The organism is Vibrio salinus (genome assembly GCF_021272385.1).
GTDB classification, from domain to species: Bacteria; Pseudomonadota; Gammaproteobacteria; order Enterobacterales; family Vibrionaceae; genus Vibrio; species Vibrio salinus.
In genome coordinates this window covers 839,218-865,134 of record NZ_JAJSDZ010000005.1, presented here as the reverse complement: position 1 = coordinate 865,134, position 25,917 = coordinate 839,218, and the positions used below count along the sequence as shown (strand labels likewise).

Sequence of the window (25,917 nt, the reverse complement as noted above, 5' to 3'; positions counted from 1 at the left end):
AACGAATATGCAACAGGAATCTCCAATTAAACGTCGCCGTTCGACTCGTATTTACGTAGGCGATGTTCCTATCGGTGATGGTGCTCCCATCACTGTTCAGTCAATGACAAATACTCGTACTACCGATGTAGAGGCGACCGTTCAACAAATCAAATCACTTGAGAAAGTCGGGGCCGATCTGGTTCGCGTGTCGGTTCCTACCATGGATGCTGCTGAAGCCTTTAAGCTGATTAAGCAGCAGGTTTCGATCCCTTTAATTGCCGATATCCATTTTGATTATCGTATCGCGCTAAAAGTGGCAGAATACGGTGTGGATTGCTTACGTATTAACCCTGGAAATATTGGCCGGGAAGATCGCATTCAGGCGGTTGTCGATTGTGCTCGTGATAAAAATATTCCTATCCGTATCGGTGTTAACGGTGGATCGTTAGAGAAAGATATTCAGCAAAAATATGGGGAGCCTACACCTCAGGCATTAGTCGAATCGGCCATGCGTCATGTTGATATTCTGGATAAAATGAATTTTGATCAGTTTAAAGTGAGTGTAAAAGCATCCGATGTTTTCCTCGCTGTGGATTCTTATCGTCTTCTGGCGAAGCAAATTGATCAGCCTTTACACCTTGGTATTACCGAAGCGGGTGGCGCGAGGGCAGGGGCTGTGAAGTCCGCAATTGGATTAGGACTTCTACTCTCGGAAGGGATTGGTGATACCTTGCGGGTTTCCCTTGCTGCGGATCCGGTTGAAGAGATCAAAGTGGGCTTTGATATCCTCAAATCCCTGAGAATACGCTCCCGGGGCATTAATTTTATCGCCTGTCCAACCTGCTCTCGTCAGGAATTTGACGTAATTGGAACGGTCAATGAATTAGAACAACGGTTAGAAGATGTGTTAACGCCTATGGACGTTTCGATCATTGGTTGTGTTGTCAATGGACCTGGAGAAGCAGAAGCCTCTCAGTTGGGGTTAGCTGGCGGTAATAAGAAAAGTGCCTTCTATGAAGATGGTAAACGTCAGAAAGAACGTTTCGATAATCATGATCTGGTGAATCAGTTAGAAGCAAAAATACGGGCCAAAGCATCCATTTTGGATGAAAGTAATCGTATTGATGTAACACCAGTGGACAAATAATCTAAAGAATTACGGTAAATCTTGTGGCAAAAACAATTCAAGCAATTCGGGGCATGAATGATTGTCTCCCAACTCAGTCTCCACTTTGGCAAAAGGTTGAGAATACGGTAAAAAACGTGATTAGTGCGTACGGATACAGTGAAGTACGTATGCCAATCGTTGAGATGACACATTTATTCAGCCGTGCAATTGGCGAAGTGACAGATGTTGTTGAAAAAGAAATGTATACGTTTGCGGATCGCAATGGTGATAGCCTGACTCTTCGGCCTGAAGGCACGGCAGGGTGTGTACGTTCCGGAATTCAGAATGGCCTTATTTATAATCAGGAACAGCGCTTGTGGTACATGGGACCGATGTTCCGGCATGAGCGTCCCCAGAAAGGACGCTACCGGCAGTTTCATCAGTGTGGTGTGGAAGTCTTTGGTTTAAATGGTCCGGATATCGATGCTGAATTAATTATGATGACGGCAAGGATGTGGCGCGAGCTGGGTATCTCTGATTATGTTCGGCTTGAGCTGAACTCTATTGGTTCTTTAGAGGCCCGCGCGAATTACAGAACGGCGCTTATTGAGTTTTTTGAACAGCATCAGGAAGTACTGGATGATGATGCAAAACGTCGTATGTATACCAATCCGCTTCGGGTTTTGGATACAAAAAATCCGGACATACAGGCTATTCTGGGTGATGCTCCTAAGCTTTCTGAATATTTAGATGAAGATTCCAGACAACATTTCGCAGGATTGTGCGAACTTTTGGAATCAGCGGGTATTGAATACACAGTAAATGAACGTCTGGTTCGTGGACTGGATTACTATAATCGTACTGTCTTTGAATGGATAACTGATAGTTTAGGCGCTCAGGGGACCGTTTGTGGCGGCGGACGTTACGATGGTCTGGTTGAGCAATTGGGCGGTAAACCGGCCCCGGCCGTTGGTTTTGCTATGGGACTTGAACGTTTGGTCCTTATGGTGGAGACTCTCGGGTTAACAAAAGTGCGTCAGAGCGTTGATGCCTATGTCGTTACTGCCGGCGAAGGTACTATGATGGCAGGAATGAAGCTGGCTGAATTTTTGCGGGAGGCGGTTCCCGGCCTGCGTGTCATGAATCACTGTGGTGGCGGTAATTTTAAGAAACAGTTTAAACGCGCTGATAAAGTAGGGGCTGCTGTTGCCTTAGTTCTTGGTGAGAATGAGGTTGCAGAGGGAACAGTAGTATATAAAGATCTTGCTGGTGGTGAACAAGAGACGATCGCACAGGCAGACATCGTGGATAAAATTAAGGGATTAGTGTAATCACTAATTTTTGATTAAGCGTAAAGAGGACATAAAGTGGAACTCTACGATACCGAAGAACAACAAGTTGAAGCGATCAAAGATTGGTGGAAACAGAATGGTAAGTCCGTCATTATCGGGGCTGTAGTTGGACTTGCAGCGATTGGCGGATGGAAATATTACCAAAACTATGTAAAAGAATCTCAGGAAGCCGCTTCTCACGCCTATGAAAAAACGATATCTGTTCTTAGTTCCAAAGGGGCAAAAGCAGAAACGGATGTTCAGGCATTTATCGATGGACATGCTGATAGCCAGTATTCTGTTCTGGCTGCTTTACAGCTTGCAAAAATACAGATAGATGCAAATCATCTGGATGAAGGCCTTGCTCAGTTGGAATGGGCAAAAAGTCATACTGACGATAATGCCCTTTCAACACTTATCAATTTCCGCATTGCCCGGGTATTATCTGAACAGGGTGATTATGCGAAAGCGACCAGTTCTCTGGATTTGATTAAAGATGAAAGCTGGAAAGGCCGGGTACTTGAACTCAAAGGTGATATTGCTTTACGCCAGGGTGATAAAGATGCTGCCTATGTTGCTTATACGGAAGCCCAGCAGGCGAAAGACGCAAGTCAGACACTGCAGTTTAAGTTGGATGATTTGACAAAATAAGGGCATAACATGCGCAAATTATTTCAATTTAAGAATCAATACTGGCTGGCTATTGCACTTATTTCCGGTTTTATGATGGGCTGTTCCAGCGAAGAAGATTCGATTGTGATGGCTCCCGTTCCTGAGGTGAACAGTCAGTTTACTCCTGCCGTTGACTGGAGCGAATCGGTCGGAAGTGGTGTCGGACATTTCTTTTCCAAGCTTAAACCGGCTTATGCTTATGACAAGATTTTTGTAGCAAGCCGAAATGGGTTAGTTAAAGCGTTAGATCCTAAGACAGGTAAGACTCTTTGGTCCAAAGAGCTAGAAGGCGAAAAAGCGGTTAAACTGGCGGGAGGCATTGCTGCCGGACTGAACAAAGTCTTTATTGGCAGTGAGACCGGTTTGGTATACGCACTGGATGCCGTAAACGGAAAGCTGTTATGGACAGCGAATGTGTCCGGGGAAGTATTGGCGACACCGACAACCGATGGTTCTTTTGTGATCGTAAATACAAGTGAAGGTGAACTTGTTGGATTGGATCAGCAGGATGGAAAACAAAAATGGGTAATAAATACGGAAGTTCCGAATTTGACCCTGAGAGGAGACAGTTCACCAGTTGCTGTTTCCGGTGGTGTTTTCTGGGGAACGGCTAGTGGTCGTCTTGCTGCTGCTATCTCTTCAAGAGGACAATTAATCTGGCAGCAGTCAGTAGGTATTCCAAAAGGTTCGACAGAAATTGATCGTCTGGTCGATGTGGATTCTTCCCCACTGGTTATCGGAGCAACATTATTTACGGTGGGTTATAACGGACAGTTAATTGCCATTGATCTCCGATCCGGTAAGCCGAAGTGGAAACGTGTTTATTCATCGGCTCTGGACCTGGCAAGTGATGGTGCCAGTATATTTTTAGTGACGTCGAAAGACCATGTTGTTTCTGTGGACGCGAGAAGCGGTACGGAACTATGGAAAAACACCAAACTGGAAAATCGGCTTTTGACTTCTCCTGTAATCATTGATAACTACGTGGTTGTTGGTGATAACGAGGGATATCTATACTGGATAGACCGTAATACAGGTGAATTTGTTTCCCGGCAATATGTTAATGGCAGTGGTTTTGCCGTTGCTCCAATTGTATTGCCTGATGGTTATTTGATTGTTACCCGAAATGGCGATGTAAAGAAACTGACGATCAAATAATTTTTTGTGATACACTTCGCTCCCCCGGCTCCTGGTTGGAAACAGTCAGGAGCCGTTTTGTTGATATAAAATATGTAGGTAAAGGTAAAATTAGTCGAATACAACTATTGTCTGAGCGAGTTTCTGGACATAGTGAACAGGCAATTAGCCGTATCCGTGTACATACTTATTAAGTGAGTGTTTACCTATACCTACATAACATGAAGACTAGTTTATAGAGGTTGTTATGATACCTGTTGTCGCTCTTGTTGGACGTCCAAACGTTGGTAAATCAACGTTATTTAATCGTTTAACACGAACCAGAGATGCTCTTGTTGCGGATTTCCCCGGGTTAACCCGCGATCGTAAATACGGTCAGGCCAGATTTGGTGTTCAGGATTATATCGTCATTGATACCGGAGGTATTGAGGGCAGTGAAGAAGGTGTTGAGACAAAAATGGCTCAGCAGTCGCTTGCTGCTATCGATGAAGCTGACGTAGTCCTCTTTCTTGTTGATGGCCGAGCCGGGCTAACGTCTTCTGATGAAGCGATTGCTCAGCATCTTCGTCGAATAGAGAAGCCTACGTTTCTGGTTGTAAATAAAGTCGATGGTATCGATGGGGATGCTGCCGGATCGGAATTCTGGCAACTGGGCATGGATAACATGTATCAGATAGCCGCAGCACATGGCCGGGGGGTGAGCGCGCTTGTAGAGAAAGCGCTTAATCCGTTTGCAGAATCTCTTCAGTCACAACAGGCCGGAGAAATTGAAGACCTGACCCAGTTTGCTGATGAAGAAGAAAAGTTGGATTATTCGGAAGAAGAGGCTGAAGCCGTTTATAAACGGTTGCAGGAGCAGCCTATCAAACTGGCTATTATCGGTCGTCCGAATGTTGGTAAATCAACGCTGACAAACCGGATTCTGGGTGAAGAGAGAGTCGTAGTTTATGACATGCCAGGTACTACCCGGGATTCGATTTATATTCCCATGGAACGCAATGGCCGCGAATATGTATTGATTGATACTGCCGGAGTCAGAAGACGTAAACGTATTAATGAAGCTGTTGAAAAATTCTCCGTGGTTAAAACACTCAAGGCAATTGAAGATGCAAACGTTGTTCTGTTGGTAATTGATGCAAGAGAGAATATATCGGATCAGGATTTATCATTGGTTGGTTTTGCGCTGAATGCGGGCCGGTCTATCGTCCTGGCAGTGAATAAATGGGATGGTTTGTCCACGGATGTGAAAGAGTATGTGAAGAAAGAACTCGACCGTCGTCTTGGTTTTGTCGATTTCGCCCGCATTCATTTTATTTCCGCATTACACGGAACAGGAGTTGGCCATTTGTTTGAATCTGTTGAGGAAGCTTATAAATCTGCCACTACCCGTGTCGGTACGTCTGTTTTAACCCGAATTTTAAAAATGGCAACTGAGGATCATCAGCCACCATTGGTTCGTGGCCGACGTGTTAAACTGAAGTACGCCCATGCCGGTGGGTATAATCCTCCGATCGTTGTTGTGCACGGTAATCTGGTGAATGAGCTGCCTGATTCTTACAAGCGTTACCTTATGAATTACTACCGTAAATCGCTTGAAATTATGGGAACCCCGATCAAAGTTCATTTCCAGAGTAGTGAAAACCCGTATGAAGGGAAAACAAGCAAAGCAACATTATCTCAGGAAAGAAAACGTAAGCGACTGATGAATATGATTAAGAATCGCCGTAAATAAGCAATATTTTGGTGAAAAAACCCGGAGCTGTCCGGGTTTTTTTATGTCTGAGTATATTTGACCAGGTAGAAGTTGAAAATTCTGTCAATCTGCAGGATGACGTGTACATTAGACCTGCCCGAAAAGAGATCTTTTTATAAAATGTTGTTTGGGTATTAAAATAGATTTGTTTTGATATTATATTCTATTTAAAGTCCAAATGCAGAACATGTAACTTATGCTTTCGGGGTGTGGTTATATAAAAGTTCTTTTTGGGCATGATCGCTGATCAAAGTGGATAAAGCATACGATCAGATAAAGATCAATACAAGGAGACAATGATCTCTTGTTGGTGATATTAAGTGATTTATTATCTGTTCTGCAATAAAAAACGCTGCGAAAAGCAGCGTTTTTAGAAGAACGGTTCTATATGGGGTTATCTTTCGTTTGTTTGTAGTTGTGGTTGTTGTACTGCGATTTTTTTCTTACGGGTATCATTAACGTAAGTAATCATCGAACCTATCAAGATCAGCAGAATGCCTGCGATGACATTTTCGGTCAGACCTTCACTTAACACGACTAAAGCAAGTACCGGTGCCAGCGCTGGTTTGATAAAAAATACCATCGATGCAGTTGAAGCAGATGTCTCTTCCATTGCAAGAAAATAGAAACAGAATCCAAGACCAGTAACAAAGATGCCAAGGTAAATCAGAGAAGGAATACTATGTAAAGAAAGTCCTTCGACAATCGGCATGTCTGCGAATAAAGATAAACCGTCTGCTGTTAGCCAGTGTGCAACAGCCGGAATTTCTGAAATCCACATTAGAATGAGTAGTTCAATGGAGCCTGCAACAAAACTCAGGCAGGTTAGTGCAACACCACTGAAACCGAATTTTTTCCGGCCTCTCTGACCAAAAACACCATACATAGCAAAAGAGACTGCCGAAATTAACGCACATGCAATGCCTGGAATGTTCGTCAGGTTCATTGGGTTTACGATGAACAGGATACCAACGATACTAAATAATAGTGAAATTATGGTTAATGGTGTGATACTTTCTTTTAACAAAATATAGGCAAATGGAATAACAAACACCGCGTTACAACTAAATAGAATGGCAACTGTTGATGCTTTAGTATACATAATGGCCAATTGGAAGAATGTCATACTTACAACGACACATAAAAATCCCGAATTTGCTAAAAAAAGCGCACTTTCTTTAGTTAATTTAAAATTGCTTTTTCTCAGGCTTTTAATTGCCAGTGGTGCCAAAATAATAGCGCCAATAATAAATCGCAATAAGTTTAACTGCATTGGATTATATTCGTTTGAAACGAGTTTAATCGCAATTTCCATAGAGCTAAATAGCAGGGTAGAGCCTGCAATGTATAAATAACCCTTATTCATGAAGAACCTCACGTTAAAAGATAAAGATTTAGTAATAAATCAGATTCTTCAGACTTCCATACTGGCACTAAGCAATAGACGCATAAGTTATTGGCAATATATTAGGCAACATCATACCTAACCACTTGTTTTTATTGGGTGGCATAGATAGGCTATTAAAGATAATTATTGCTTCTGTAGCTTATTATTGATTTTTATTATTTCAAAAATACAGCTTCAGAATATTTTTACGTGCTGCTCTTACATATTATTATATATTCCAATTATAATTTCCTGTTTTTCATTAATGATCGATTATTGAACTCATAATTCGTCAAAAATAAACCCGATAAAAAGTCTGAATTTTAATACTGAAGTAACCTTAAATAATAATTCTCTCCCGTGAACAAAAGTTACTTTAGTATATGTGTGTATGTTACTGCGACTAAAAATTGATGTCTTGAGGATTTGTGCATAACTTGTAGAAATATTAATTGAAATCAAAATTTCAGGGCGATTAATATTTATTTTTTATTAATTTCTTTTTATTCTTTAGTTTGGCTTATATAAATTTAAAGGGAGAAAAGCCAAAAAAAGATTACTCATAAATACTGTGAATGTTTTATGTTTCTTATATGGTTAATTTAAATAATACGAGTATGTTCTAAAAATGATGTATTTTCATCTGGCGACATGTTTAGGATAAATGTATAAGCAGTTAGTGGGATTCTGCTACCCTGACTGAGGCCACGAGTTTATTTTATAAGGAGAGTATGCTGAATGAATATATGTCCTGAATGTGATGATGAACTTGACTGGGAGGGATGGCTAATATGTTTGTCATCAATGTCAGTAGCATTTTTCCCGAGTCAATGTTTGTCTCGATTGCGGTTATCCACTGCATCGGCATTTTATTGGTCAGTTTTGAAAACAGCATGTTTTTTGTATGGTGTAAGGTTGGGTGGAGAATATCAATACGACTAAAGTGACTTAGGAAATGACATTGTTATTGCTTAGTAAATTTGAATTACTTGTCATTTTTCAGATAAAGAAACATGATCTAAATATTTGCGGGAGTGGTTATTTTAGTGAGATAATTATCACTAGTTTTATTGCCTAGTATAGGTATTGGTGGAGAAGCTAATTTGACAGAAATTTTATGTTAAGGGATCCTTTAATGGGAAACTTTTAACTTCTGTTTTCTTTATTAAGTAAACTGTAACCGGTTACAGTTTGTGATATTATCAAAATAAGCGTCTGTCAGATGTGACTGGATGATAAAATCGATAAAAAGTAAGGACATTAATGAGTACTATTGTTGATGTGTGTAAATTGGCTGGGGTTTCGAAAGCGACAGTTTCTCGGGTGATTAATGGCACAGGGCAGGTCAAAGAATCTACTCGAGATACAGTTTATGCAGCAATGGAGCAGCTTGGTTACCGGCCCAATAAAACAGCTCAGGCTCTGGCAACTAACCGAACTAACAGTATTGGCCTGGTTGTATCTGATTTTGATGGTGAGTTGTTGAAGCAAATCGAAGCCAGAGTAGATCTTGAACATAAACAGCTAATTGTTACTAACGGTAAAAATAATCCTGATCAGGAATATGAGGTTATCAGACAGCTTGAAGGTCGTTGTGATGCTGTTATTCTTTACAGCAGTACATTGTCGGATGAACATATAAATAGGCTTTATCAGCACCTGACGATCCCTTTAGTGATTATGAACAGAACTTCAAAAAATCAGGCTTTTTATTCAGTTTCATTTGATCAGGAAGGTGCAGTCACTATGTTGATGGAGCATTTGATTAGCTTTGGTCACCGTCAAATTGCCTGCATTACAGGCCCTCTTACAAATCTTACCGGGCAGGCCAGACTTGCAGGATATAAAAATTCACTAAAAAATAGCGGAATACCAGTTAAAAATAGCCTGATTGTTTCTGCCGATTACACTATGAAAAGCGGCTATGTTGCATGCAAAGAATTATTGAGTCGTTGCATACCGTTTACTGCTGTCATTGCATTTAATGATAGTATGGTTATTGGGGCATTAAAAGCACTGAGTGAAGTGGGTATTCAAGTCCCTGGTGATGTTTCGATTGCAGGAATTGACAATGAACCTATTACCGAGTTTTTTAATCCGACATTAACTACAGTAGAACTTCCGATAGAAAAGTTGGCCAAGAAAGCTGTGGATTTGGCTTTGGAGTTGACTACGACTAAAAGGTCTCCTACTGCTCACCACTATCATGGTAAACTGATTCAGCGCGGATCTGTTATCCCTTTACATGCAAAGAAAGGTTGGTTGGACTTATAATTTTGCAATGGTTACAGCAACTCCCAGAGATATAATTTATACCTCTGGGGTGGTTTCTTTTTATAAGCTGTTTTTTGATATTATATTCTTATACCAGAAAAAACTTTTTTTCTTGGAGCGTTTTAGTTTTTTTAAATCAAATTCTTCCCGATCAACATGGATAAATCCATATCGTTTCGAGCACCCTTGGTGAGTACTTACCAGATCAATTGCAGACCATGGGCAATAACCAAAGACTTCAACGCCATCCGATAGAGCCAACTGGATCTGCTCAATATGTTTTTTGAGAAACTCAATTCGATAGGTGTCATTGATGGAACCATCTTTCTCAACAATATCAAAAGCGCCTAAGCCATTTTCAGTCACAATTAGTGGTAGTGCATAGCGTTCATAGATTTCTCTTAAGGTGATTCTGAAGCCAACCGGATCAATCTCCCAACCAAATTCATTCTTATTCAGGTATGGATTATCGATACCTTTATACACACCAACTTCACCAATGGTGATCTGTTGATCGCCGGTTGAGTTACTTTGATCTTCGTCACCAGTACTGGCTGCGATAGCATGGGTGTTGTAGTAGTTAAAGGCGATAAAATCGGGTTTGGCGCTAGCCATGATTTCCATATCCCCAGGTTTTATATCAGGAAGAGCATGTCGTTCTTCCAGGTAACTTAAAACAGTTCGATTGTAGCGGCCAAAAACGGCCATATCCAGATATAACCAGTTTCTTATCGCTGCAAAATTATTGGCGGCTAGCACGTCTTCTGGTTTGGTTGATGCGGGGTAAATTGCACAGATATTTGGTGCCGGACCTATTTTTGCTTCCGGCAAGATCTGATGAAAAATTTGCATTGCTTTGGCTTGAGCTAGCAACATATGGTGGTTTTGTTGATAAAGATCTTTGAGGGGGTTGGTTTCATCGACATTTTTGGTACCAATGGCATCTCCATGGAGTACCATCATGTTTTGTTCATTGATGGTCAGCCAATATTTAACCCGGTTACCAAAAGATTCATATAAAGTTTTACAATATGTAGCGAATTTATCGACGATATCTCTGTTGGACCAGCCCCCTTTTTTTTGCAGTGCATAAGGCAGATCAAAATGATAAATAGTGATGATTGGCTCAATATTGTGCTTGAGTAATTCATCAATCAGGTTACTATAAAACTCAATACCTTTTGGGTTAACAGCACCATCGCCATCGGGGTATATTCGAGTCCAGGCAATCGAAAATCGATAGGCTCTAAGGCCTAGCTCAGCAAATAATGCCACGTCTTCCTTGTAATGATGATAGTGATCACTTGCGACTGTAAAATCTGTGATTCCTTCAGCGATGTGGGCCATATCAATGACAGATGGCCCTTTACCGTCTTCATTCCATGCTCCTTCAACCTGATAGGCTGAAGTTGAAGCCCCCCAAAAGAAATCCTTAGGAAAGTTTGTTGGTTTTGTATTTTGCATATTTAATCCTGATAATTGATTTTAATCTGTTCTTTAGCACAGCTTAGTTTTATGCATTTTGAAGTTGGCGATGGATATTAATGAGTTCTTCAATCAGCTCCCTAGCTAACATTGATGTCATGATATGATCTTGTGCATGAACCATGATCAGGTTAACAGGAACTTTGCCTGTACCTTCATCCAGACCAATGAGTTTAGTTTGTACTGTATGAGCACGTTTAAGGGATTCTGTTGAGTGTGCTAATAGTTCATTGACTTCTTCCCATTTTTCTTTTTTTGCACACTGTAACGCTTTCATTGCATAACTTTTAGATTCACCTGCATTGATGATCAGTTCCATAACGGTAGATTCAAGATCCATGTTGTACTCCGGATATTTGTGACGAAAACTTTTCATTATAAGAAAAGCTTAAAGTTGAAATTAAGCGTATTCGGGCTCACTTGTTGTTTCTTCTTTGTTTTTATTTTCTTCGTTAATTAGCTGTTTTTCGTAGACTTTGAAGAATGGATAATAAATGAGCATATCAATAATAATTAAAGCGATAACAAAAATAGCGCTATTGAGCTGCCAACCTGTGGCCCATGCGGCTCCTATGGGGGCTGGGACAGTCCAGGTAATCAGAGAGACTACATGCCCGATCAAATTAGAGGTAATGGCAAAATAAGCCAATGTTGCATTGCACATGGGAGCTAGAACGAAAGGGATAAACAAAATGGGATTCATCACGATCGGAGCCCCAAAAATTACGGGTTCATTGATATTGAACATTGAAGGAACAATGCCCAGTCTACCAATGGTTTTCAGGTGAGCAGATTTACTTCTGAAGAACAATAATACCAGAGCAAGCGTTGCACCCGACCCTCCTGTTGTAATGAAGACTCCCCAGAAAGCATCTGTAAAAATATGTGTCAGTTCTTGACCTGCAGCTAATGCTTCTTGGTTAAGCCCCAGATTATACAGAAAAAAAGGAGCCATAATGCCCGTAACAATGGCAGAGCCATGGATACCAGCAAACCAGAGCACATGAGCGATAAAGGTCGCAAGCAAGATTGCCGGCAATGTGTCTGATGCGGATAACAGTGGTTTAAACATCGACATAATCGCTTCAGGCAATAACATTCCAAAGTGGTTTTGGATAAAGAGGTTGAGAGGATAGATTGTACAGATAACGAATATGGCGGGAATGAGCAGGTTGAAAGATTGGCGAATTTTATCCGGTACCTGTTCCGGCATTTTTATTCCTATATTTTTTTCTTTGAGGAAACGTGTTAGTTCAGTGATGTAAATCGCAATGATAATAGCCGTAAATATTCCGGTTCCCCCCATATAAGATGCCGAGAGTTGACCGTCTTTCATTGGGGAAACAATGAGAAGAAAAGTCATTAAAGCAAGCATTGCTGTCGGAAGGGCGTCTAATTTATAGCTTTGAGCTAAGTTATAAGCAATGCATGTGCAGATATAGCAAGACATGATCCCCATACTCATATTGAAAGGGGTGATAATTTCATCCATGTATTGTTTTGAAAGATTTATCCACCACTGACCAAAAGCGAATGTTGTATCTGGTGAAAATGGAGGGAATGCAAATATGAGTAGGAATGAACCTACAATCATAAATGGCATTGCACCAATAAAACCATCTCTGATGGCACAGATATGTTTTTGGGTTGCGAGTTTACCTGCGATAGGGGTTAGCGTATTTTCTAAAAAGTTGAAAAGTAATGTTGACATTGTAGCCTCCAATTATTGCAGTAAAGCCAGCGCATCATCTAATATTTTTGCACCTTTCATCATGCCGTAATCCATCCGGTTGATAACCGCTATCGGTTTACCAACAGCATCCGTTTTAGCTTTAAAGTCACTCAGTTTATAATTGATCTGAGGGCCAAGAAGAAAGCAGTCATATAAGCTAAGATTTGCTTCAAAATCTTCCAGTCCTACAGCTTCAATTTCGATTGAAAGGTTTCTGTCAATCGCAGCTTGTTTCATTTTTTTTACGACCATACTGGTTGACATGCCTGCGGCACAGCAAAGTAGAATTTTAGTCATATTATTGTCCTTTATGCTTACGCTTTGGTTTTAAAATAAGGTAGTAGTTTTTATTAGATTCACTGTAACCGCTTTCAGTAACCGGTTACAGTAACCGGTTACTGTTGTGTGATTAATATCATTATTTTTTATCAATAATGGTCTATTTCTTTTTGGGCAAGCTGTTCTCTGAAAAAGGTTGCAGCATGTGGGTCAGCCAGTTATTTCTGCCCTCAGTGCAATGAACTTAAGTCAAAATTACATGTATTCGGTTTTATATGGAAAGAATTTAAACTACTTTGGATGTGATTTCTGAATCGCTAAGCAGGGTAGTGATAGTATCTCCCGGTTTTACATCTTTGGCGTGTTTGATTATGTCGCCGTTTTGTTGCTGAGTAATAGAATAGCCACGTTTGAGCGTTGCCAAAGGACTAACAGCATCCAGGGTTTCCATCGAAATGTTCAGTTGATGTCTGGATTTTGTAAGGTGTTTCTTCATAGCTTCATGAAGACACTGCCTTTTCAGAGTAATACTCTGTTCCTGATAATGAATTCTGGTCAGGGGAGATGAGAATTTAAGATGTTGTTCGGTTCTATGCAGATTTTGTTGTTCATCCCGGATCCGGTACTCTATGCAGTGGATCAGTTTATTAGTTAATTCATCAAGGTGTTGGGATTGCCTTTGCAACCGATGAATCGGATGATGTTTCTCAAGGATGGAAAAACGAGTCTGCAGCTTTATTTTCTGATTCGATAAATAATAACGGACCATGCTAAACAATTTTTGCCGGTGATGATCAAACAAAGCCTGCTTATGGCTATGATCGCGGCTGACTAATTCTGCTGCTGCTGAAGGTGTTGGTGCCCTCATATCGGCAACAAAATCGGCAATGGTTATATCGACTTCATGACCAACAGCGCTGATAACCGGAATTCGGCTGGCTGCGATTGTTCTGGCTACGATTTCATTATTAAAGCACCAGAGATCCTCAAGTGAACCACCACCACGTCCGACAATGAGTACATCGCATTCATCACGTTCATTTGCACGACCTATAGCCTGGGCTATCTGAATGGAGGCCTCTTCTCCCTGAACCATCGTCGGATAGATAATGACCGGTAACGATGGATCTCGGCGCTTCAGTACATTGAGGATATCAAACAATGCTGCGCCAGTTTTTGAGGTAATGATTCCAACCGTTCTGGGATGTTCCGGAATCGGAGATTTCAGAGATTGAGAAAATAGTCCTTCTCCGGCAAGTTTTGCTTTTAATTTTTCAAATTCCTGCTGAAGACGGCCATCCCCTTCGGGTTGCATGGACTCGGCGATTAACTGATAGTCTCCACGGGGTTCGTATAGAGATAAACGGGCTCTGATAAGGACTTGTTGACCGCTTTGAGGCTTAAATGTCACACGGCGGTTATTTCCGCGAAACATTGCGCATTTAACCTGTGCTCGTGAATCTTTTAATGTGAAGTACCAGTGCCCGGAAACCGGCGCAGAAAAATTGGAGATTTCACCGACCAGCCAAATCATTCCCATTTCGTTTTCAAGCAGCATACGGACTTCTGCATTGAGACGAGAGACAGTAAAAATATTTTGGCTATCTGAAGTAAACAAAATGAAATGCGTGGCCGTAAGGATGGAGAATAGCGGTAATATAATACATATCAAGGGGGGAATTGCAAATAAAAAATGAAAAAATGTGTAGTAAAACAGATATTGCCTCGGTATAATCCCACCGCAATATCAAATACCAAACACTTTGTTACGCGAAACGATAAAGTGCTGGATTTTCCTTTTAACACCTTTGTTGTGAGATATTGCTAATGCTACGAATTGCAAAAGAAGCTCTGACTTTTGACGATGTATTACTCGTCCCTGCTCATTCAACTGTCCTTCCGAATACTGCCGATCTTCGCACTCGGCTGACTAAAGAAATCACTCTGAATGTCCCTATGCTTTCAGCATCCATGGATACTGTGACGGAAGCTCGCCTGGCAATTGCACTGGCTCAAGAAGGTGGTATTGGTTTCATTCACAAAAACATGTCTATTGAACTACAGGCGGATCAGGTTCGTCAGGTTAAAAGTTATGAAGCCGGCATGGTGACTGCGCCAATTACTGTATCTCCGGAAGCTACAATTGCAGACGTAATGGAACTGACTCAGAAACACGGTTTTGCCGGTTTCCCGGTCGTTAACGAAAGTCAGGAACTTGTTGGTATCATTACCGGCCGTGATGTTCGTTTTGTCACTAATCTTGAGAAAAAAGTATCCGTAGTGATGACGCCGAAAGAGCGCCTGGTGACCGTTAAAGAAGGTGCCTCTCGTGAAGAAGTTCAGGAAAAAATGCACCATGCCCGTGTCGAAAAAGTGCTTGTTGTCGATGACAATTTTAAATTGTCAGGCATGATTACTGCGAAAGATTTCCATAAAGCGGAACGTAAACCGAATGCATGTAAAGATGATATGGGTCGTTTACGTTGTGGTGCTGCCGTTGGTGCGGCTCCCGGTAATGAAGAACGTGTTGCAGCCCTCGTTGAAGCCGGAGTTGATGTGCTTTTAATCGATTCATCTCATGGTCATTCTGAAGGGGTTCTACAGCGTATTCGCGAAACTCGCGCGGCTTATCCCGATTTACAAATAATCGGTGGTAATGTTGCGACAGCAGAAGGTGCACGAGCACTGATTGAAGCTGGTGTCAGCGCTGTTAAAGTAGGTATTGGTCCGGGCTCTATTTGTACAACAAGAATTGTTACCGGTGTTGGTGTTCCACAAATTACAGCAATTTCAGATGCGGCAGCTGTTGCTGATGAATATGGTATTCCTGTTATTGCCGATGGTGGTATTCGTTTCTCCGGAGATATCAGTAAAGCGATTTGTGCCGGTGCTTCATGTGTTATGGTCGGATCCATGTTTGCGGGTACTGAAGAAGCGCCAGGAGAAGTGGTTCTTTATCAGGGTCGTTCATACAAAGCATACCGTGGTATGGGTTCATTAGGGGCGATGTCTCAGGGATCTTCTGATCGTTACTTTCAGTCAGATAATGCGGCTGATAAGCTGGTACCGGAAGGTATTGAAGGCCGCATTGCTTATAAAGGACGTCTGAAAGAAATTATCCATCAGCAAATGGGTGGCTTGCGTTCATGTATGGGATTAACCGGTTCTGCAACAATTGAAGACCTGAGAACAAAAGGTCAGTTTGTTCGAATTTCCGGTGCCGGTATTCAGGAATCTCACGTTCATGATGTGCAAATTACGAAAGAAGCACCAAATTATCAGAGAAGCTAAGCGGAAACGTTTGCTTTTTTACTTGATGACTTGAAGTGAGGCGGGTAAACTCGCCTCGTTTTTTATAACTTAGCTTTAAAGACGGCTCAAAATGACTAAGAACATTCATGATCAACGAATTCTGATTTTAGATTTCGGTTCTCAATATACTCAGCTGGTAGCCCGCCGTGTTCGTGAAATTGGCGTTTACTGTGAACTTTGGAGTTGGGATGTAGACGAAGAGGATATCCGTGCATTTAATCCTGACGGTATCATTCTTTCTGGTGGCCCGGAAAGTGTGGCTGAACAAAATTCACCCCGAGCACCACAGTATGTGTTTGACAGTGGCGTTCCTGTTTTAGGCGTTTGCTATGGAATGCAAACAATGGCCGAGCAGCTTGGCGGTAAAGTCGCGGGTTCTAATGAACGCGAATTTGGCTATGCACAGGTTGAAGTTGTTGAAGAATGTGTATTGTTTGATGGTCTTCATGATGCACACAACGCTAAAGGGAACCCTTTGCTTGATGTGTGGATGAGTCATGGTGATAAAGTCATCGAAATCCCATCGGATTTTGTTCAGGTTGGTAAAACGGATACTTGTCCTTATGCCATCATGGCGAATGAAGATAAGAAATATTACGGTGTGCAATTCCATCCTGAAGTGACTCATACTAAACAAGGTATGAAGATGCTGGAAAACTTCGTACTTGAAGTGTGTGGGTGTGAGCAGCTTTGGACATCGGCTTCTATTATTGATGATGCCGTCGCCCGCATTAAAGAAAAAGTCGGGGATGATGAAGTTATTCTTGCTTTGTCGGGTGGTGTGGATTCTTCTGTTGTTGCGATGCTAGTTCAGCGTGCAATTGGCGATAAGCTAACCTGTGTCTTTGTTGATAACGGTTTATTACGTTTGAATGAAGGTCAGCAGGTTATGGACATGTTTGGTAATCAGTTTGGGCTGAATATCATCAAAGTCGACGCAGAAGAACGCTTCCTTAAAGCACTTGAAGGTGAAAGCGATCCTGAGAAGAAAAGAAAGATCATTGGTCATCAGTTTATTGAAATTTTTGATGAAGAAGCCGGTAAACTGAAAACAGCGAAATGGCTTGCTCAGGGAACCATCTATCCTGATGTGATTGAATCTGCAGCTTCCAAAACAGGTAAAGCTCACGTTATCAAATCTCACCATAATGTTGGCGGTCTGCCTGAAGATATGGAAATGGGATTGGTTGAACCTCTGCGTGAACTATTTAAAGATGAAGTGCGTAAAATTGGTCTGGAACTGGGTCTGCCCTATAACATGTTATATCGCCATCCATTCCCTGGTCCGGGTTTAGGTGTTCGCGTTCTTGGCGAGATCAAGAAAGAGTATTGTGATCTGCTTCGTCGCGCTGATGCAATTTTTATTGAAGAGTTGCATGCTGCGGATCTTTACAACAAAGTTTCTCAGGCATTTACTGTCTTCCTGCCGGTGCGTTCTGTTGGTGTTATGGGTGACGGTCGTAAATATGACTGGGTTGTCTCTCTGCGCGCTGTTGAAACCATTGATTTCATGACTGCACACTGGGCTCATTTACCTTATGACTTCCTGGGTAAGGTATCAAACCGTATTATCAATGAAGTCGATGGTATTTCCCGCGTCGTTTACGATATTTCGGGTAAACCACCGGCAACAATTGAGTGGGAATAATTCCTTCTGAAGGAATAACGTATTCACTAAAAAGCCTTTCATCGTAAAGGCTTTTTTATTGCGTATAAGATTGAAAAAAACCATTGTTTGGTTGAATAGAATATTCTCTTTCCTGTAATGTATCAGTACATAAAAACAACACAACATCAGGAACGATTATGTTAAGGTCACTCACCAGTTTATTTCCAGTTTGGGCAGTTTTGTTTTCTTTAGCTGCTTATTTTTCTCCGGCAACATTTACCGGTTTAAAAAGTAATATTGTCCCTTTGCTTATGATTATCATGCTTGCAATGGGGTTAACGCTTAAACCGGCGGATTTTGCGAATGTTCTTAAAAATAAGAAAGCGGTGACGGTTGGTTTGATTCTTCAGTTTTCGATCATGCCTTTTGTTGCCTTACTGATTAGTATGGTTCTGGGATTTTCGCCAGAATTGACGGTTGGGATGGTTTTAGTTGGCAGCGTCGCAGGGGGAACGTCTTCTAATGTGATGTGTTATCTGGCAAAAGGTGACGTTGCATTATCCATTTCGATGACGGCTATTTCAACGTTAGTTGGTGTTATTGTTACTCCTCTGTTGGTTGAATTCCTAGCAGGGAAGTCGGTTGATGTTCCTGTCTCGGGCATGTTGTTTAGTTTGGTTAAAATTGTGATGGTTCCGGTTGTCATTGGTGTCTTTATCAACTCTTTTTTTCATTCTCTTACCGGGAAGCTGGAACCTGTACTACCGCTTATTTCAATGTTTGCTATTGTGGTGATTATTGCCGTCGTCGTAGCTCTGAATGCTGGGCAGCTTGATAAAATCGGTCCTATCGTAGCACTTGCTGTCATCTTGCATAATTCCATTGGTTTATGTTCTGGTTACTGGATTTGTAAGGCTCTTGGTTTCAATGAGAAAACATGCCGAACTATTGCGTTTGAAGTCGGGCTTCAGAATTCTGGACTGGCGACTGCTCTGGCAATGAAATTTTTTACACCGGCATCGGCCGTTGCCGGAACTATTTTCTCTATCTGGCATAATTTATCTGGTTCGGCATTGGCAGGATACTGGGCTAAAAATAAGCTTCCGGACAGCTACAATCGATTTGAAGGTGCAATAAAATAAACGATTATCAGAAGAATATGAGAGGAAGGCTTTCGCCTTCCTCTTTTTGTTTTTTTATTGTGAACGAATCGGATGTTATTTATCTGGGTGCTCTTTTGTTCGTTCAATACCGGCGGCCTTTAGCATGTATTTTTCATATAAAGGTTCACTGGTGCCATTTTTAACTTTGTAAAGAAAGTATTTCTCAAAAGCAATTTTTGCTATGTGCACCCATTTCCCCATTGATGTCCAGTTAACATTTCTTGGAGGATTTTGTGGCAAAGCAACAAAAGCGGCGCCCTTGTCGCCCATGTCGGCGAGACAAAGGGCATTAAGTGTTGGTGTGGTATTCATTTTTTCGCCTTTTTCAAGACGAATAATATTTTCTACAATCGTACTGGTCATTGATTCAATCATGAATCCTGTTTTGGGTGCACCGACGGGAACGGGTGTCGTTTCTAAAGGCGGTATGGCCACGCAAACGCCGGCTGCAAAAATATGGTTATATTCCGGGCTACGCATGAAATCGTCGACAAAAACAAATCCTTTGGGATTACATAATCCAGGAACGGCTGCAACTGCCGGAGTTCCTTTAAAAGGAGGTATAAACATAGCCAGTGAAAACTCAAGATCATGGGTAAATTCAATGTCGCTTTTTCGGTTTAGTTCTTCAATGTGAGCTACAGTGGGTTCAAAGGACTGAATTTTGGCATTACAGATCCAGCGGATTCCCCGTTCACGGAATTCATGTTCCATCAGTGATTTTGAGTCTCCAACGCCACCCAACCCCATATGGCCTATATAGGGCTCGGAAGTAACGAATGTCATCGGAACTTTGTCGCGAATTTTTCGTTTCCGGAGTTCACTCTCCAGACTTAGGATATATTCATAAGCCGGACCAAAGCAACTGGCTCCTTGCATCGCTCCAACAATCACCGGTCCGGGGGTAGTGATTAGCTTTTCAAAAGCACTATACGCTTTTAAAGCATGCTCAACGGTACATACTGATTGAGTATAGCCATTTTCCGGTCCGGCTCCTGATACTGTCTCAAAAGCTAATTTCGGACCGGTGCAGATGACCAGATAATCATAGGCAATGCTCTCCCCATCACCTGTTATTACAGTTTTCGCCTCAGGATCAATATGAGTTGCTCCGGATGATTTAAAGTTCAGTTTGAACTTCTCCATGTATGGAATGAGGTTGACAACGACTTGTTCCCGGGTTCTCACACCAAGTGCGACCCAGGGATTTGACGGGACAAACTGAAATTCTTCTTGCTCGTTTATCAAAACAACGTCATGTTCTGCCGGTAACCGTTGCCTGAGTTCGTAAGCGATGGAAATACCGCCTAACCCAGCACCTAACACAATGGTTCTTTTTGTCATAATCACTACCTGCCGTTGTTGTTCTCCTTTCTGGAGAAGCATAGGTACCGGTTTCCTTATCTGCAAAATCTATAATTGTATTAATAAAGAAATCCATGCAGTGGTCACATAATGACCAGGATACGAAGAAGAAAAATTATAATTAGAATTTATTGTTTAATTTGCATTCAGAAACTTCATTAATTAATGAAAGATCAATTGTGAAATTCATTATTGCCAAAAATGAAATAATTAATCTAAAATTTATATTTTTTGAAAAATATATTTTATTTTTGCTGATTTAAGTCAATCGAATATGCAACTTTATCTATTATGATAGCGTCATCAATCATCAGCAGATTCAATGTTCTTTGTTGCTGAACGCTTAATCCGTTTTTTAAATTGTTCAAAAGGTAAATATAAATGTCCGAAAAATTAGCTAATCCGGGACCGTTAGGTCTGATGGGGTTTGGTATGACGACCATTCTTATCAATATCAGCAATGCAGGATTTTTTCCAATAGATTCCATGGTGCTGGCGATGGGGATTTTTTATGGTGGCATGGCACAGTTAGTTGCTGGCCTGCTATGTTATAAACATAACGATACGTTTGGTATGACAGCATTTTGTTCATACGGCTTTTACTGGTTAATTCTGGTTACACTGATTGTGATGCCGGATATGGGACTGGCAGCCAGCCCGGCAGGTTTCATGGGATGGTTCTTTGCTATGTGGTCTATTTTTACCGGGTTAATGTTCATCGGTACTCTTCGTCATCCTTTCGCATTACAGGTTGTTTTCGCTGGTGCTGCTACTCTTTTTGCTTTGCTTTCTATACACAATTTTACCGGCAGTGACACATTTTTAAAATTAGCAGGTTGGGAAGGTATTTTCTGTGGAGCCAGTGCTTTTTATTTTGCGATAGCTCAGGTTTTAAATGGAGAATATGGCCGGGTAGTTATGCCTGTTGGTGAGAAAACCGAAAAAAGTGAAGAAAAAGTGACGAATGGTGTCGTTGCATAATTAGCCTTAAGATTTCTTACTTCCACATTAAATTATCTTTTCTACGAAAAACTTCCCGTCAGAAATAATTCTGGCGGGAAGTATTCATTATATTTATAATCCTGCCGTTTTTATAATAATACATTTTATTGGTTGTCTTTTACGTATAGAGATGGCCGTCAATTTTATTTTTCTATAAAGGTAATTTTAATGTCGACACAATTAGCCAATCCGGCTCCATTGGGTTTAATGGGGTTTGGTATGACTACCGTTTTGCTTAATATTCATAATGCAGGTTTCTTTCCATTGGATTCCATGATTCTTGCGATGGGCATCTTTTATGGTGGTCTGAGTCAGGTCATTGTTGGTGTTATGTGTTTTAAACGTGGCGATACGTTTGGTACTACGGCATTTACATCATACGGACTTTTCTGGCTTACGTTGGTTGGGTTAATTGTTTTACCAAAAATGGGATTTGCATCCAGTCCGGCATCATTTATGGGGTGGTACCTGAGTCTGTGGGGCATTTTTACCGGTTTTATGTTTATTGGCTCTTTGCGTTATCCTTTGGCTAAACAGGTCGTGTTTGGCTCTCTGACTCTGTTATTTGCCCTTCTGGCTATTCGTGATTTTACCGGAAATGAACATATTGGTGTCATTGCCGGGTTCGAAGGTATTTTCTGTGGAGCCAGTGCGATTTATTTCGCTATGGCCCAGGTTTTAAACGCTGAGTATGGGCGGACGATTCTTCCTGTGGGTAAAGCTATTGTATAATCGTGTACAATAGCTAAAACCTATGTTTTATCAATTAAAAGAGGCCAGTAAATGGCCTCTTTTTTATGTGATGTTGTGCTGAGCATTGTTTAGTGTTTGTGTTTTTTATGATGGTGACTTTTATGGTGATGGGCTTTTTTCAGTTTACGCTCCAGACGTTTTTCCCAGTAAGTTGCTCCTTTTATCCCCAGTTTTATCGGATCAAAAGTGTAATGCTCGACACCTTTCGCCTGTTGTTCTTCGTAATCTTTTAGAGTTTTCAGCGCCGGACGAGCCAGGAAAAAGATGACCAGAATACCGATAATATTCAGCCAGGCCATTAAGCCGACTCCGACATCTCCCATTGCCCAGGCAAGGTTTGCCGTTTTTACTGTTCCGTAGAACGTTGCCGATAACAGACCTATTTTCAGAATAAAGTACAGTCCGTCAATTTTTAACGTGCGGCGTATATAAGCTATGTTGGTTTCTGCTATGTAGTAATAGGCAAGAATGGTTGTGAAGGCAAAGAAAAACAGTGCGACAGCGACAAACATTTTTCCGACACCAGGGAGGGCACTTTCAATGGCCATCTGGGTAAATGCCGGACTGCTTGCTACGACATCCGCAGAAAGGTTCTGGATAATGAAGATCCCTTCAGATGCCCCCTGAACATTGTAAGCTCCGGTTATCAGAATCATAAAGGCAGTAGCGGAACATACCAGAAGAGTATCAATATAAATTGAGAATGACTGAACCAGTCCCTGCTGCGCCGGATGTTCAACGTTGGCGGCAGCGGCGGCATGAGGTCCTGTACCCTGGCCGGCTTCATTGGAGTAAACCCCACGTTTTACCCCCCAGCCGATTGCTGCACCAAACCCAGCCATTGGCGTAAAGGCGTCTCCCATGATCATGGAAAAAACGACGGGTACCTGACCGATATTCAGTAAGATGATGACAAAGGCTGTGATGATATAGGCTAATGCCATAAAAGGGACAATGATCTGGGTAAAACTGGCGATTCGCTTAACACCGCCAAAAATGATGAACGCGAGCAGAATGGAAATGCAGGTTCCGGTCAGAATTTTTGCAAAACTAAAAGTACCCAGTGCCGTTTCGACCATATCACCGGTACCAAAGGCCTGTTCAACCGCATTACCAATGCTGTTTGATTGAACTCCGGGAAGCAGCAGTCCACAGGCGAAAATTGTTGCCAGAGCGAAAACCCATGCGTACCAGGTTTGTCCCATTGCTTTTTCAATATAGTAAGCCGGGCCGCCTCTGAATTCACCGTCTTCCTCTTCTTTGTAGATTTGCGCCAGAGTGGATTCTGCATAGGCGGTTGCTGCACCAAGAAACGCTACAACCCACATCCAGAAAACAGCACCCGGGCCACCGAAGCCTATGGCTGCAGCAACACCGGCAATATTACCGGTACCAACCCGTCCGGAAAGTGAGACGGCCAGAGCCTGAAATGATGAAATCCCTTTTGAAGTATTACGGTTTACAAACAGAAGCCTGACCATTTCTCTGAAATGTCTGATCTGTACGAAACGGGTTAAAATTGAATAGAATAAACCAGCGCCGAGACACAAATAAATGAGTGCAGGGCTCCAGATGATTCCGTTAAGAAAATCAACAATAGATTGCATTTTAACTTCCTATATTGAGGCTATTTTTTGTAGTTATAGAGAAGTGCTTTTATCTTGCACATAAATACATTAATTTTAATGTAGCGAAGATGTTAATATATTTATCTTATGAATATCAATAATAAGTTTTTAATATTTTTGTCTATTTTTGTGTTTTTGTTTGGTTTTTAGTTCTAAATAATTAGCAATTAATTAGTGTTTTGTTGTTAATTTATTTAACATTTAAAAGTAATTATCTTTTTGTTGCTGTAAGAAAATTATTCGATTAATGTGCTATAGAACACTTTTTGACCAGTTTTTTATTCTAATAATTATGAGTTGTATTGGGTTGCATTCAATTTATGACCATCAAAAGAGCAATTATTTTCTACGATGAGGTCAGAATCTGTTTGTGCTGAAGTTTCATTGATTGTCCAGCCTAATATTCCGTTGGCAATCAGTTCATCGGTACTTTGTGGACGGCTGTAAAAATATCCCTGAAAGTACCGGACTTTATATTGTTTCAGGTAGGTAACTTGATGTTCAAGTTCAATTCCTTCTGCAATCACCGGGATACTAAACCGCTTCGCTAAATCCAGTACGTTGGCAACAATATGATCTTCTTTGCCCCCTGGCTGAATCATATCAATGAAGCTTTTATCTATTTTTAATATATCAATCATTAATTTATTGATATATCGAAGTGAAGAGTGTCCGGTTCCAAAATCATCTAGTGAAATTAAAAATCCCCAGTGTTTGAGTTTTCTTAATATTTCCAGGTTAATGTCATTATCTTCAATTTCTACCCTTTCAGTCAGTTCGAGAACGAACTGTACCTGATGCTTTGAGTAACTGGATATCAGACGATGGCAATCATAAATAAAACTTTGGTTAGTGAGTTGTGGCGCACTGATATTGAAGGCGATATGTAATGGTTTGTTTCTCCGGGCAATGAAATGACTGGTATCCTGAATTACATGAGTTACTAACTGGCTGAATATACTATTTATTTGTCCACTTTTTTCTGCTGTAGGAATAAAGATATCAGGGGAAATGAGTCCTTTTTTCGGATGTGACCAACGGGCTAATACCTCCAAGCCATAGAGCTTTCCTTCATCATCCATAATCGGTTGATAAAAAGGAATAAATTGTTTTTTTCTGATTGCAAACCGGATTGGTATCTGCTTGAAATCATAGTTAGTTATTAGCCAGTTGAGCCAGATTCCGAGGATTCCCGTTAAGATAAATAAGCAGATAAAATATTGAGTATTATTAAAAATTAAATAATTAATGATATTTTCTTTTGTGAATTTGTAGCCAACGGCTGTGTAACGGTTAGCAGAATAGACCGGATTATCCTTGTTGAGGTAGGGAGGAATGAATCGCTCAAAAACGTAGTTATCGATGATGAAATAAGGGGAAAATATATTCATCTCTGAGGTTAGAAAACTTCTCAGAATATGAGTATTGATGCCAAACAGAGCATAGCGATTCTCTGATAATGTCACTTCAAGTAAAACGGTATCGTCTTTTGGGTATAACGGATTATTTTTTAAGTAAGTGAATTTTATCCGGTGGGCGTTCATTTTTACCCGGTAGTGGATGAATTCTTTTTGAGTGATGGTGCTGCAATAGATGCCATCGTTATCAGCCAGACTAATAGCGTTGATATAGGGAACTGACAGCAGTGCGTATTTGGATTTATCTAAGAAAAGGTCGCAGCTGCCTGTAAAGTGATTCATATCTTTATAATAGATATAGAGAATTTCGGACACAACATTTTCAAGTTGGCCGGCAATTTGTTCAGACTGATGTTGTGCATAGTCATACTGTTCATGGTGGGCATGCAGTAACAAAAATGCAGAACCGATGAGGTTAACAACTATCATCGTGATAATAATTAACCAGTTTTTGTGTTTCACGAATGATAAAAAAAGCACAATAGACTTGAGATAAATGAGAGTGTTCGCCAAGTAATATATAGATT

The 25,917-nt window shown here is 41.0% G+C and carries 21 protein-coding genes; 12 read left to right on the top strand and 9 right to left on the bottom strand.

The window, feature by feature from the left end; genetic code table 11:
* Positions 1-7 precede the first annotated feature (7 nt).
* The 5 genes from ispG (at position 8) to der (ending at position 5,962) form a co-directional block, all read left to right on the top strand.
* Positions 8-1,129, top strand: a complete 1,122-nt coding sequence (gene ispG, locus LRQ06_RS04135) for a flavodoxin-dependent (E)-4-hydroxy-3-methylbut-2-enyl-diphosphate synthase (RefSeq protein WP_232765172.1) — start codon at positions 8-10, stop codon at positions 1,127-1,129.
* A 23-nt stretch (positions 1,130-1,152) separates the two neighbouring features.
* Positions 1,153-2,421, top strand: a complete 1,269-nt coding sequence (hisS, locus tag LRQ06_RS04130; protein ID WP_232765171.1) for a histidine--tRNA ligase — start codon at positions 1,153-1,155, stop codon at positions 2,419-2,421.
* Between the two features lie 36 nt (positions 2,422-2,457).
* Positions 2,458-3,072, top strand: a complete 615-nt coding sequence (locus LRQ06_RS04125; protein WP_232765170.1) for a YfgM family protein — start codon at positions 2,458-2,460, stop codon at positions 3,070-3,072.
* Between the two features lie 9 nt (positions 3,073-3,081).
* Complete coding sequence (gene bamB, locus LRQ06_RS04120) at positions 3,082-4,251, top strand: outer membrane protein assembly factor BamB (RefSeq protein ID WP_232765169.1); 1,170 nt, start codon at positions 3,082-3,084, stop codon at positions 4,249-4,251.
* 226 nt (positions 4,252-4,477) lie between these two features.
* Entirely contained in the window at positions 4,478-5,962 is a 1,485-nt protein-coding gene (gene der, locus LRQ06_RS04115) for a ribosome biogenesis GTPase Der (RefSeq protein WP_232765168.1), read from the top strand.
* Positions 5,963-6,377: 415 nt separating this feature from the next.
* Here der and LRQ06_RS04110 read toward each other — a convergent pair whose 3' ends face one another.
* Positions 6,378-7,349 carry a DMT family transporter gene (locus tag LRQ06_RS04110; RefSeq protein ID WP_232765167.1) on the bottom strand — a complete coding sequence of 324 codons (972 nt, stop codon included), beginning with the start codon at positions 7,347-7,349 and terminating at the stop codon, positions 6,378-6,380.
* A 1,284-nt stretch (positions 7,350-8,633) separates the two neighbouring features.
* Between LRQ06_RS04110 and LRQ06_RS04105 the strand changes: the two genes are divergently transcribed.
* Positions 8,634-9,644, top strand: coding sequence for a LacI family DNA-binding transcriptional regulator (locus tag LRQ06_RS04105; RefSeq protein ID WP_232765166.1), 1,011 nt, complete (start codon positions 8,634-8,636; stop codon positions 9,642-9,644).
* 60 nt (positions 9,645-9,704) lie between these two features.
* Here the strand turns inward: LRQ06_RS04105 and LRQ06_RS04100 are convergent, their stop codons facing one another.
* Genes LRQ06_RS04100 through LRQ06_RS04085 form a run of 4 tightly spaced genes read right to left on the bottom strand, consistent with a single transcriptional unit; the run spans position 9,705 to position 13,158 of the window.
* Positions 9,705-11,108, bottom strand: coding sequence for a glycoside hydrolase family 1 protein (locus LRQ06_RS04100; RefSeq protein WP_232765165.1), 1,404 nt, complete (start codon positions 11,106-11,108; stop codon positions 9,705-9,707).
* 49 nt (positions 11,109-11,157) lie between these two features.
* Positions 11,158-11,469: a PTS lactose/cellobiose transporter subunit IIA gene (locus LRQ06_RS04095; protein WP_232765164.1), complete on the bottom strand. Its 312-nt coding sequence runs from the start codon at positions 11,467-11,469 to the stop codon at positions 11,158-11,160.
* A 60-nt stretch (positions 11,470-11,529) separates the two neighbouring features.
* Positions 11,530-12,840 (bottom strand): PTS sugar transporter subunit IIC, encoded by a 1,311-nt coding sequence (locus tag LRQ06_RS04090; RefSeq protein WP_232765163.1) that lies wholly within the window; start codon positions 12,838-12,840, stop codon positions 11,530-11,532.
* A 12-nt stretch (positions 12,841-12,852) separates the two neighbouring features.
* Entirely contained in the window at positions 12,853-13,158 is a 306-nt protein-coding gene (locus tag LRQ06_RS04085; RefSeq protein ID WP_232765162.1) for a PTS sugar transporter subunit IIB, read from the bottom strand.
* 144 nt (positions 13,159-13,302) lie between these two features.
* Here LRQ06_RS04085 and LRQ06_RS21020 point away from each other — a divergent pair, with 144 nt between their 5' ends.
* Positions 13,303-13,446, top strand: a complete 144-nt coding sequence (locus LRQ06_RS21020; protein WP_308218819.1) for a YfgJ family double zinc ribbon protein — start codon at positions 13,303-13,305, stop codon at positions 13,444-13,446.
* On the opposite strand, the gene xseA is transcribed toward LRQ06_RS21020, so the two are convergent.
* Entirely contained in the window at positions 13,427-14,758 is a 1,332-nt protein-coding gene (xseA, locus tag LRQ06_RS04080) for an exodeoxyribonuclease VII large subunit (protein WP_232765161.1), read from the bottom strand. The genes LRQ06_RS21020 and xseA overlap by 20 nt on opposite strands.
* Positions 14,759-14,967: 209 nt before the next feature.
* On the opposite strand from xseA, the gene guaB reads away from it, so the two are divergent.
* The 3 genes from guaB to LRQ06_RS04065 all read left to right on the top strand — a co-directional run bounded on the left by guaB (position 14,968) and on the right by LRQ06_RS04065 (position 19,203).
* A complete protein-coding gene (gene guaB / locus LRQ06_RS04075) occupies positions 14,968-16,431 on the top strand; it encodes an IMP dehydrogenase (RefSeq protein ID WP_232765160.1) in 1,464 nt (487 codons plus the stop codon).
* Between the two features lie 91 nt (positions 16,432-16,522).
* Complete coding sequence (gene guaA, locus LRQ06_RS04070) at positions 16,523-18,100, top strand: glutamine-hydrolyzing GMP synthase (RefSeq protein WP_232765159.1); 1,578 nt, start codon at positions 16,523-16,525, stop codon at positions 18,098-18,100.
* 158 nt (positions 18,101-18,258) lie between these two features.
* On the top strand, positions 18,259-19,203 hold the full coding sequence (locus tag LRQ06_RS04065; RefSeq protein ID WP_232765158.1) for a bile acid:sodium symporter family protein: 945 nt from the start codon (positions 18,259-18,261) through the stop codon (positions 19,201-19,203).
* Positions 19,204-19,278: 75 nt separating this feature from the next.
* On the opposite strand, the gene LRQ06_RS04060 is transcribed toward LRQ06_RS04065, so the two are convergent.
* On the bottom strand, positions 19,279-20,610 hold the full coding sequence (locus LRQ06_RS04060; RefSeq protein WP_232765157.1) for an NAD(P)/FAD-dependent oxidoreductase: 1,332 nt from the start codon (positions 20,608-20,610) through the stop codon (positions 19,279-19,281).
* Positions 20,611-20,970: 360 nt separating this feature from the next.
* Here LRQ06_RS04060 and LRQ06_RS04055 point away from each other — a divergent pair, with 360 nt between their 5' ends.
* Positions 20,971-21,570, top strand: coding sequence for an acetate uptake transporter (locus LRQ06_RS04055; protein ID WP_232765156.1), 600 nt, complete (start codon positions 20,971-20,973; stop codon positions 21,568-21,570).
* 189 nt (positions 21,571-21,759) lie between these two features.
* The gene (locus LRQ06_RS04050) at positions 21,760-22,323 is read left to right on the top strand and encodes an acetate uptake transporter (protein ID WP_232765155.1); all 564 of its coding nucleotides are present in this window, start codon (positions 21,760-21,762) and stop codon (positions 22,321-22,323) included.
* Between the two features lie 89 nt (positions 22,324-22,412).
* Here the strand turns inward: LRQ06_RS04050 and LRQ06_RS04045 are convergent, their stop codons facing one another.
* Entirely contained in the window at positions 22,413-23,951 is a 1,539-nt protein-coding gene (locus LRQ06_RS04045) for an alanine/glycine:cation symporter family protein (protein ID WP_232765154.1), read from the bottom strand.
* 311 nt (positions 23,952-24,262) lie between these two features.
* Positions 24,263-25,819 (bottom strand): EAL domain-containing protein, encoded by a 1,557-nt coding sequence (locus LRQ06_RS04040; protein ID WP_232765153.1) that lies wholly within the window; start codon positions 25,817-25,819, stop codon positions 24,263-24,265.
* Positions 25,820-25,917 lie beyond the last annotated feature (98 nt).

What these genes read in the sequence shown, in the direction of transcription:
- ispG (WP_232765172.1), top strand. Translation starts at nt 8, where the DNA reads ATGCAACAGGAATCTCCAATTAAACGTCGCCGTTCGACTCGTATTTAC.
- guaB (WP_232765160.1), top strand. Translation starts at nt 14,968, where the DNA reads ATGCTACGAATTGCAAAAGAAGCTCTGACTTTTGACGATGTATTACTC.
- LRQ06_RS04090 (WP_232765163.1), bottom strand. Translation starts at nt 12,840, where the DNA reads ATGTCAACATTACTTTTCAACTTTTTAGAAAATACGCTAACCCCTATC.
- LRQ06_RS04050 (WP_232765155.1), top strand. Translation starts at nt 21,760, where the DNA reads ATGTCGACACAATTAGCCAATCCGGCTCCATTGGGTTTAATGGGGTTT.
- LRQ06_RS04095 (WP_232765164.1), bottom strand. Translation starts at nt 11,469, where the DNA reads ATGGATCTTGAATCTACCGTTATGGAACTGATCATCAATGCAGGTGAA.
- LRQ06_RS04055 (WP_232765156.1), top strand. Translation starts at nt 20,971, where the DNA reads ATGTCCGAAAAATTAGCTAATCCGGGACCGTTAGGTCTGATGGGGTTT.
- guaA (WP_232765159.1), top strand. Translation starts at nt 16,523, where the DNA reads ATGACTAAGAACATTCATGATCAACGAATTCTGATTTTAGATTTCGGT.
- LRQ06_RS04060 (WP_232765157.1), bottom strand. Translation starts at nt 20,610, where the DNA reads ATGCTTCTCCAGAAAGGAGAACAACAACGGCAGGTAGTGATTATGACA.
- LRQ06_RS04100 (WP_232765165.1), bottom strand. Translation starts at nt 11,108, where the DNA reads ATGCAAAATACAAAACCAACAAACTTTCCTAAGGATTTCTTTTGGGGG.
- bamB (WP_232765169.1), top strand. Translation starts at nt 3,082, where the DNA reads ATGCGCAAATTATTTCAATTTAAGAATCAATACTGGCTGGCTATTGCA.
- LRQ06_RS04085 (WP_232765162.1), bottom strand. Translation starts at nt 13,158, where the DNA reads ATGACTAAAATTCTACTTTGCTGTGCCGCAGGCATGTCAACCAGTATG.
- der (WP_232765168.1), top strand. Translation starts at nt 4,478, where the DNA reads ATGATACCTGTTGTCGCTCTTGTTGGACGTCCAAACGTTGGTAAATCA.
- LRQ06_RS04110 (WP_232765167.1), bottom strand. Translation starts at nt 7,349, where the DNA reads ATGAATAAGGGTTATTTATACATTGCAGGCTCTACCCTGCTATTTAGC.
- LRQ06_RS04065 (WP_232765158.1), top strand. Translation starts at nt 18,259, where the DNA reads ATGTTAAGGTCACTCACCAGTTTATTTCCAGTTTGGGCAGTTTTGTTT.
- LRQ06_RS04105 (WP_232765166.1), top strand. Translation starts at nt 8,634, where the DNA reads ATGAGTACTATTGTTGATGTGTGTAAATTGGCTGGGGTTTCGAAAGCG.
- LRQ06_RS04045 (WP_232765154.1), bottom strand. Translation starts at nt 23,951, where the DNA reads ATGCAATCTATTGTTGATTTTCTTAACGGAATCATCTGGAGCCCTGCA.
- LRQ06_RS04040 (WP_232765153.1), bottom strand. Translation starts at nt 25,819, where the DNA reads ATGATAGTTGTTAACCTCATCGGTTCTGCATTTTTGTTACTGCATGCC.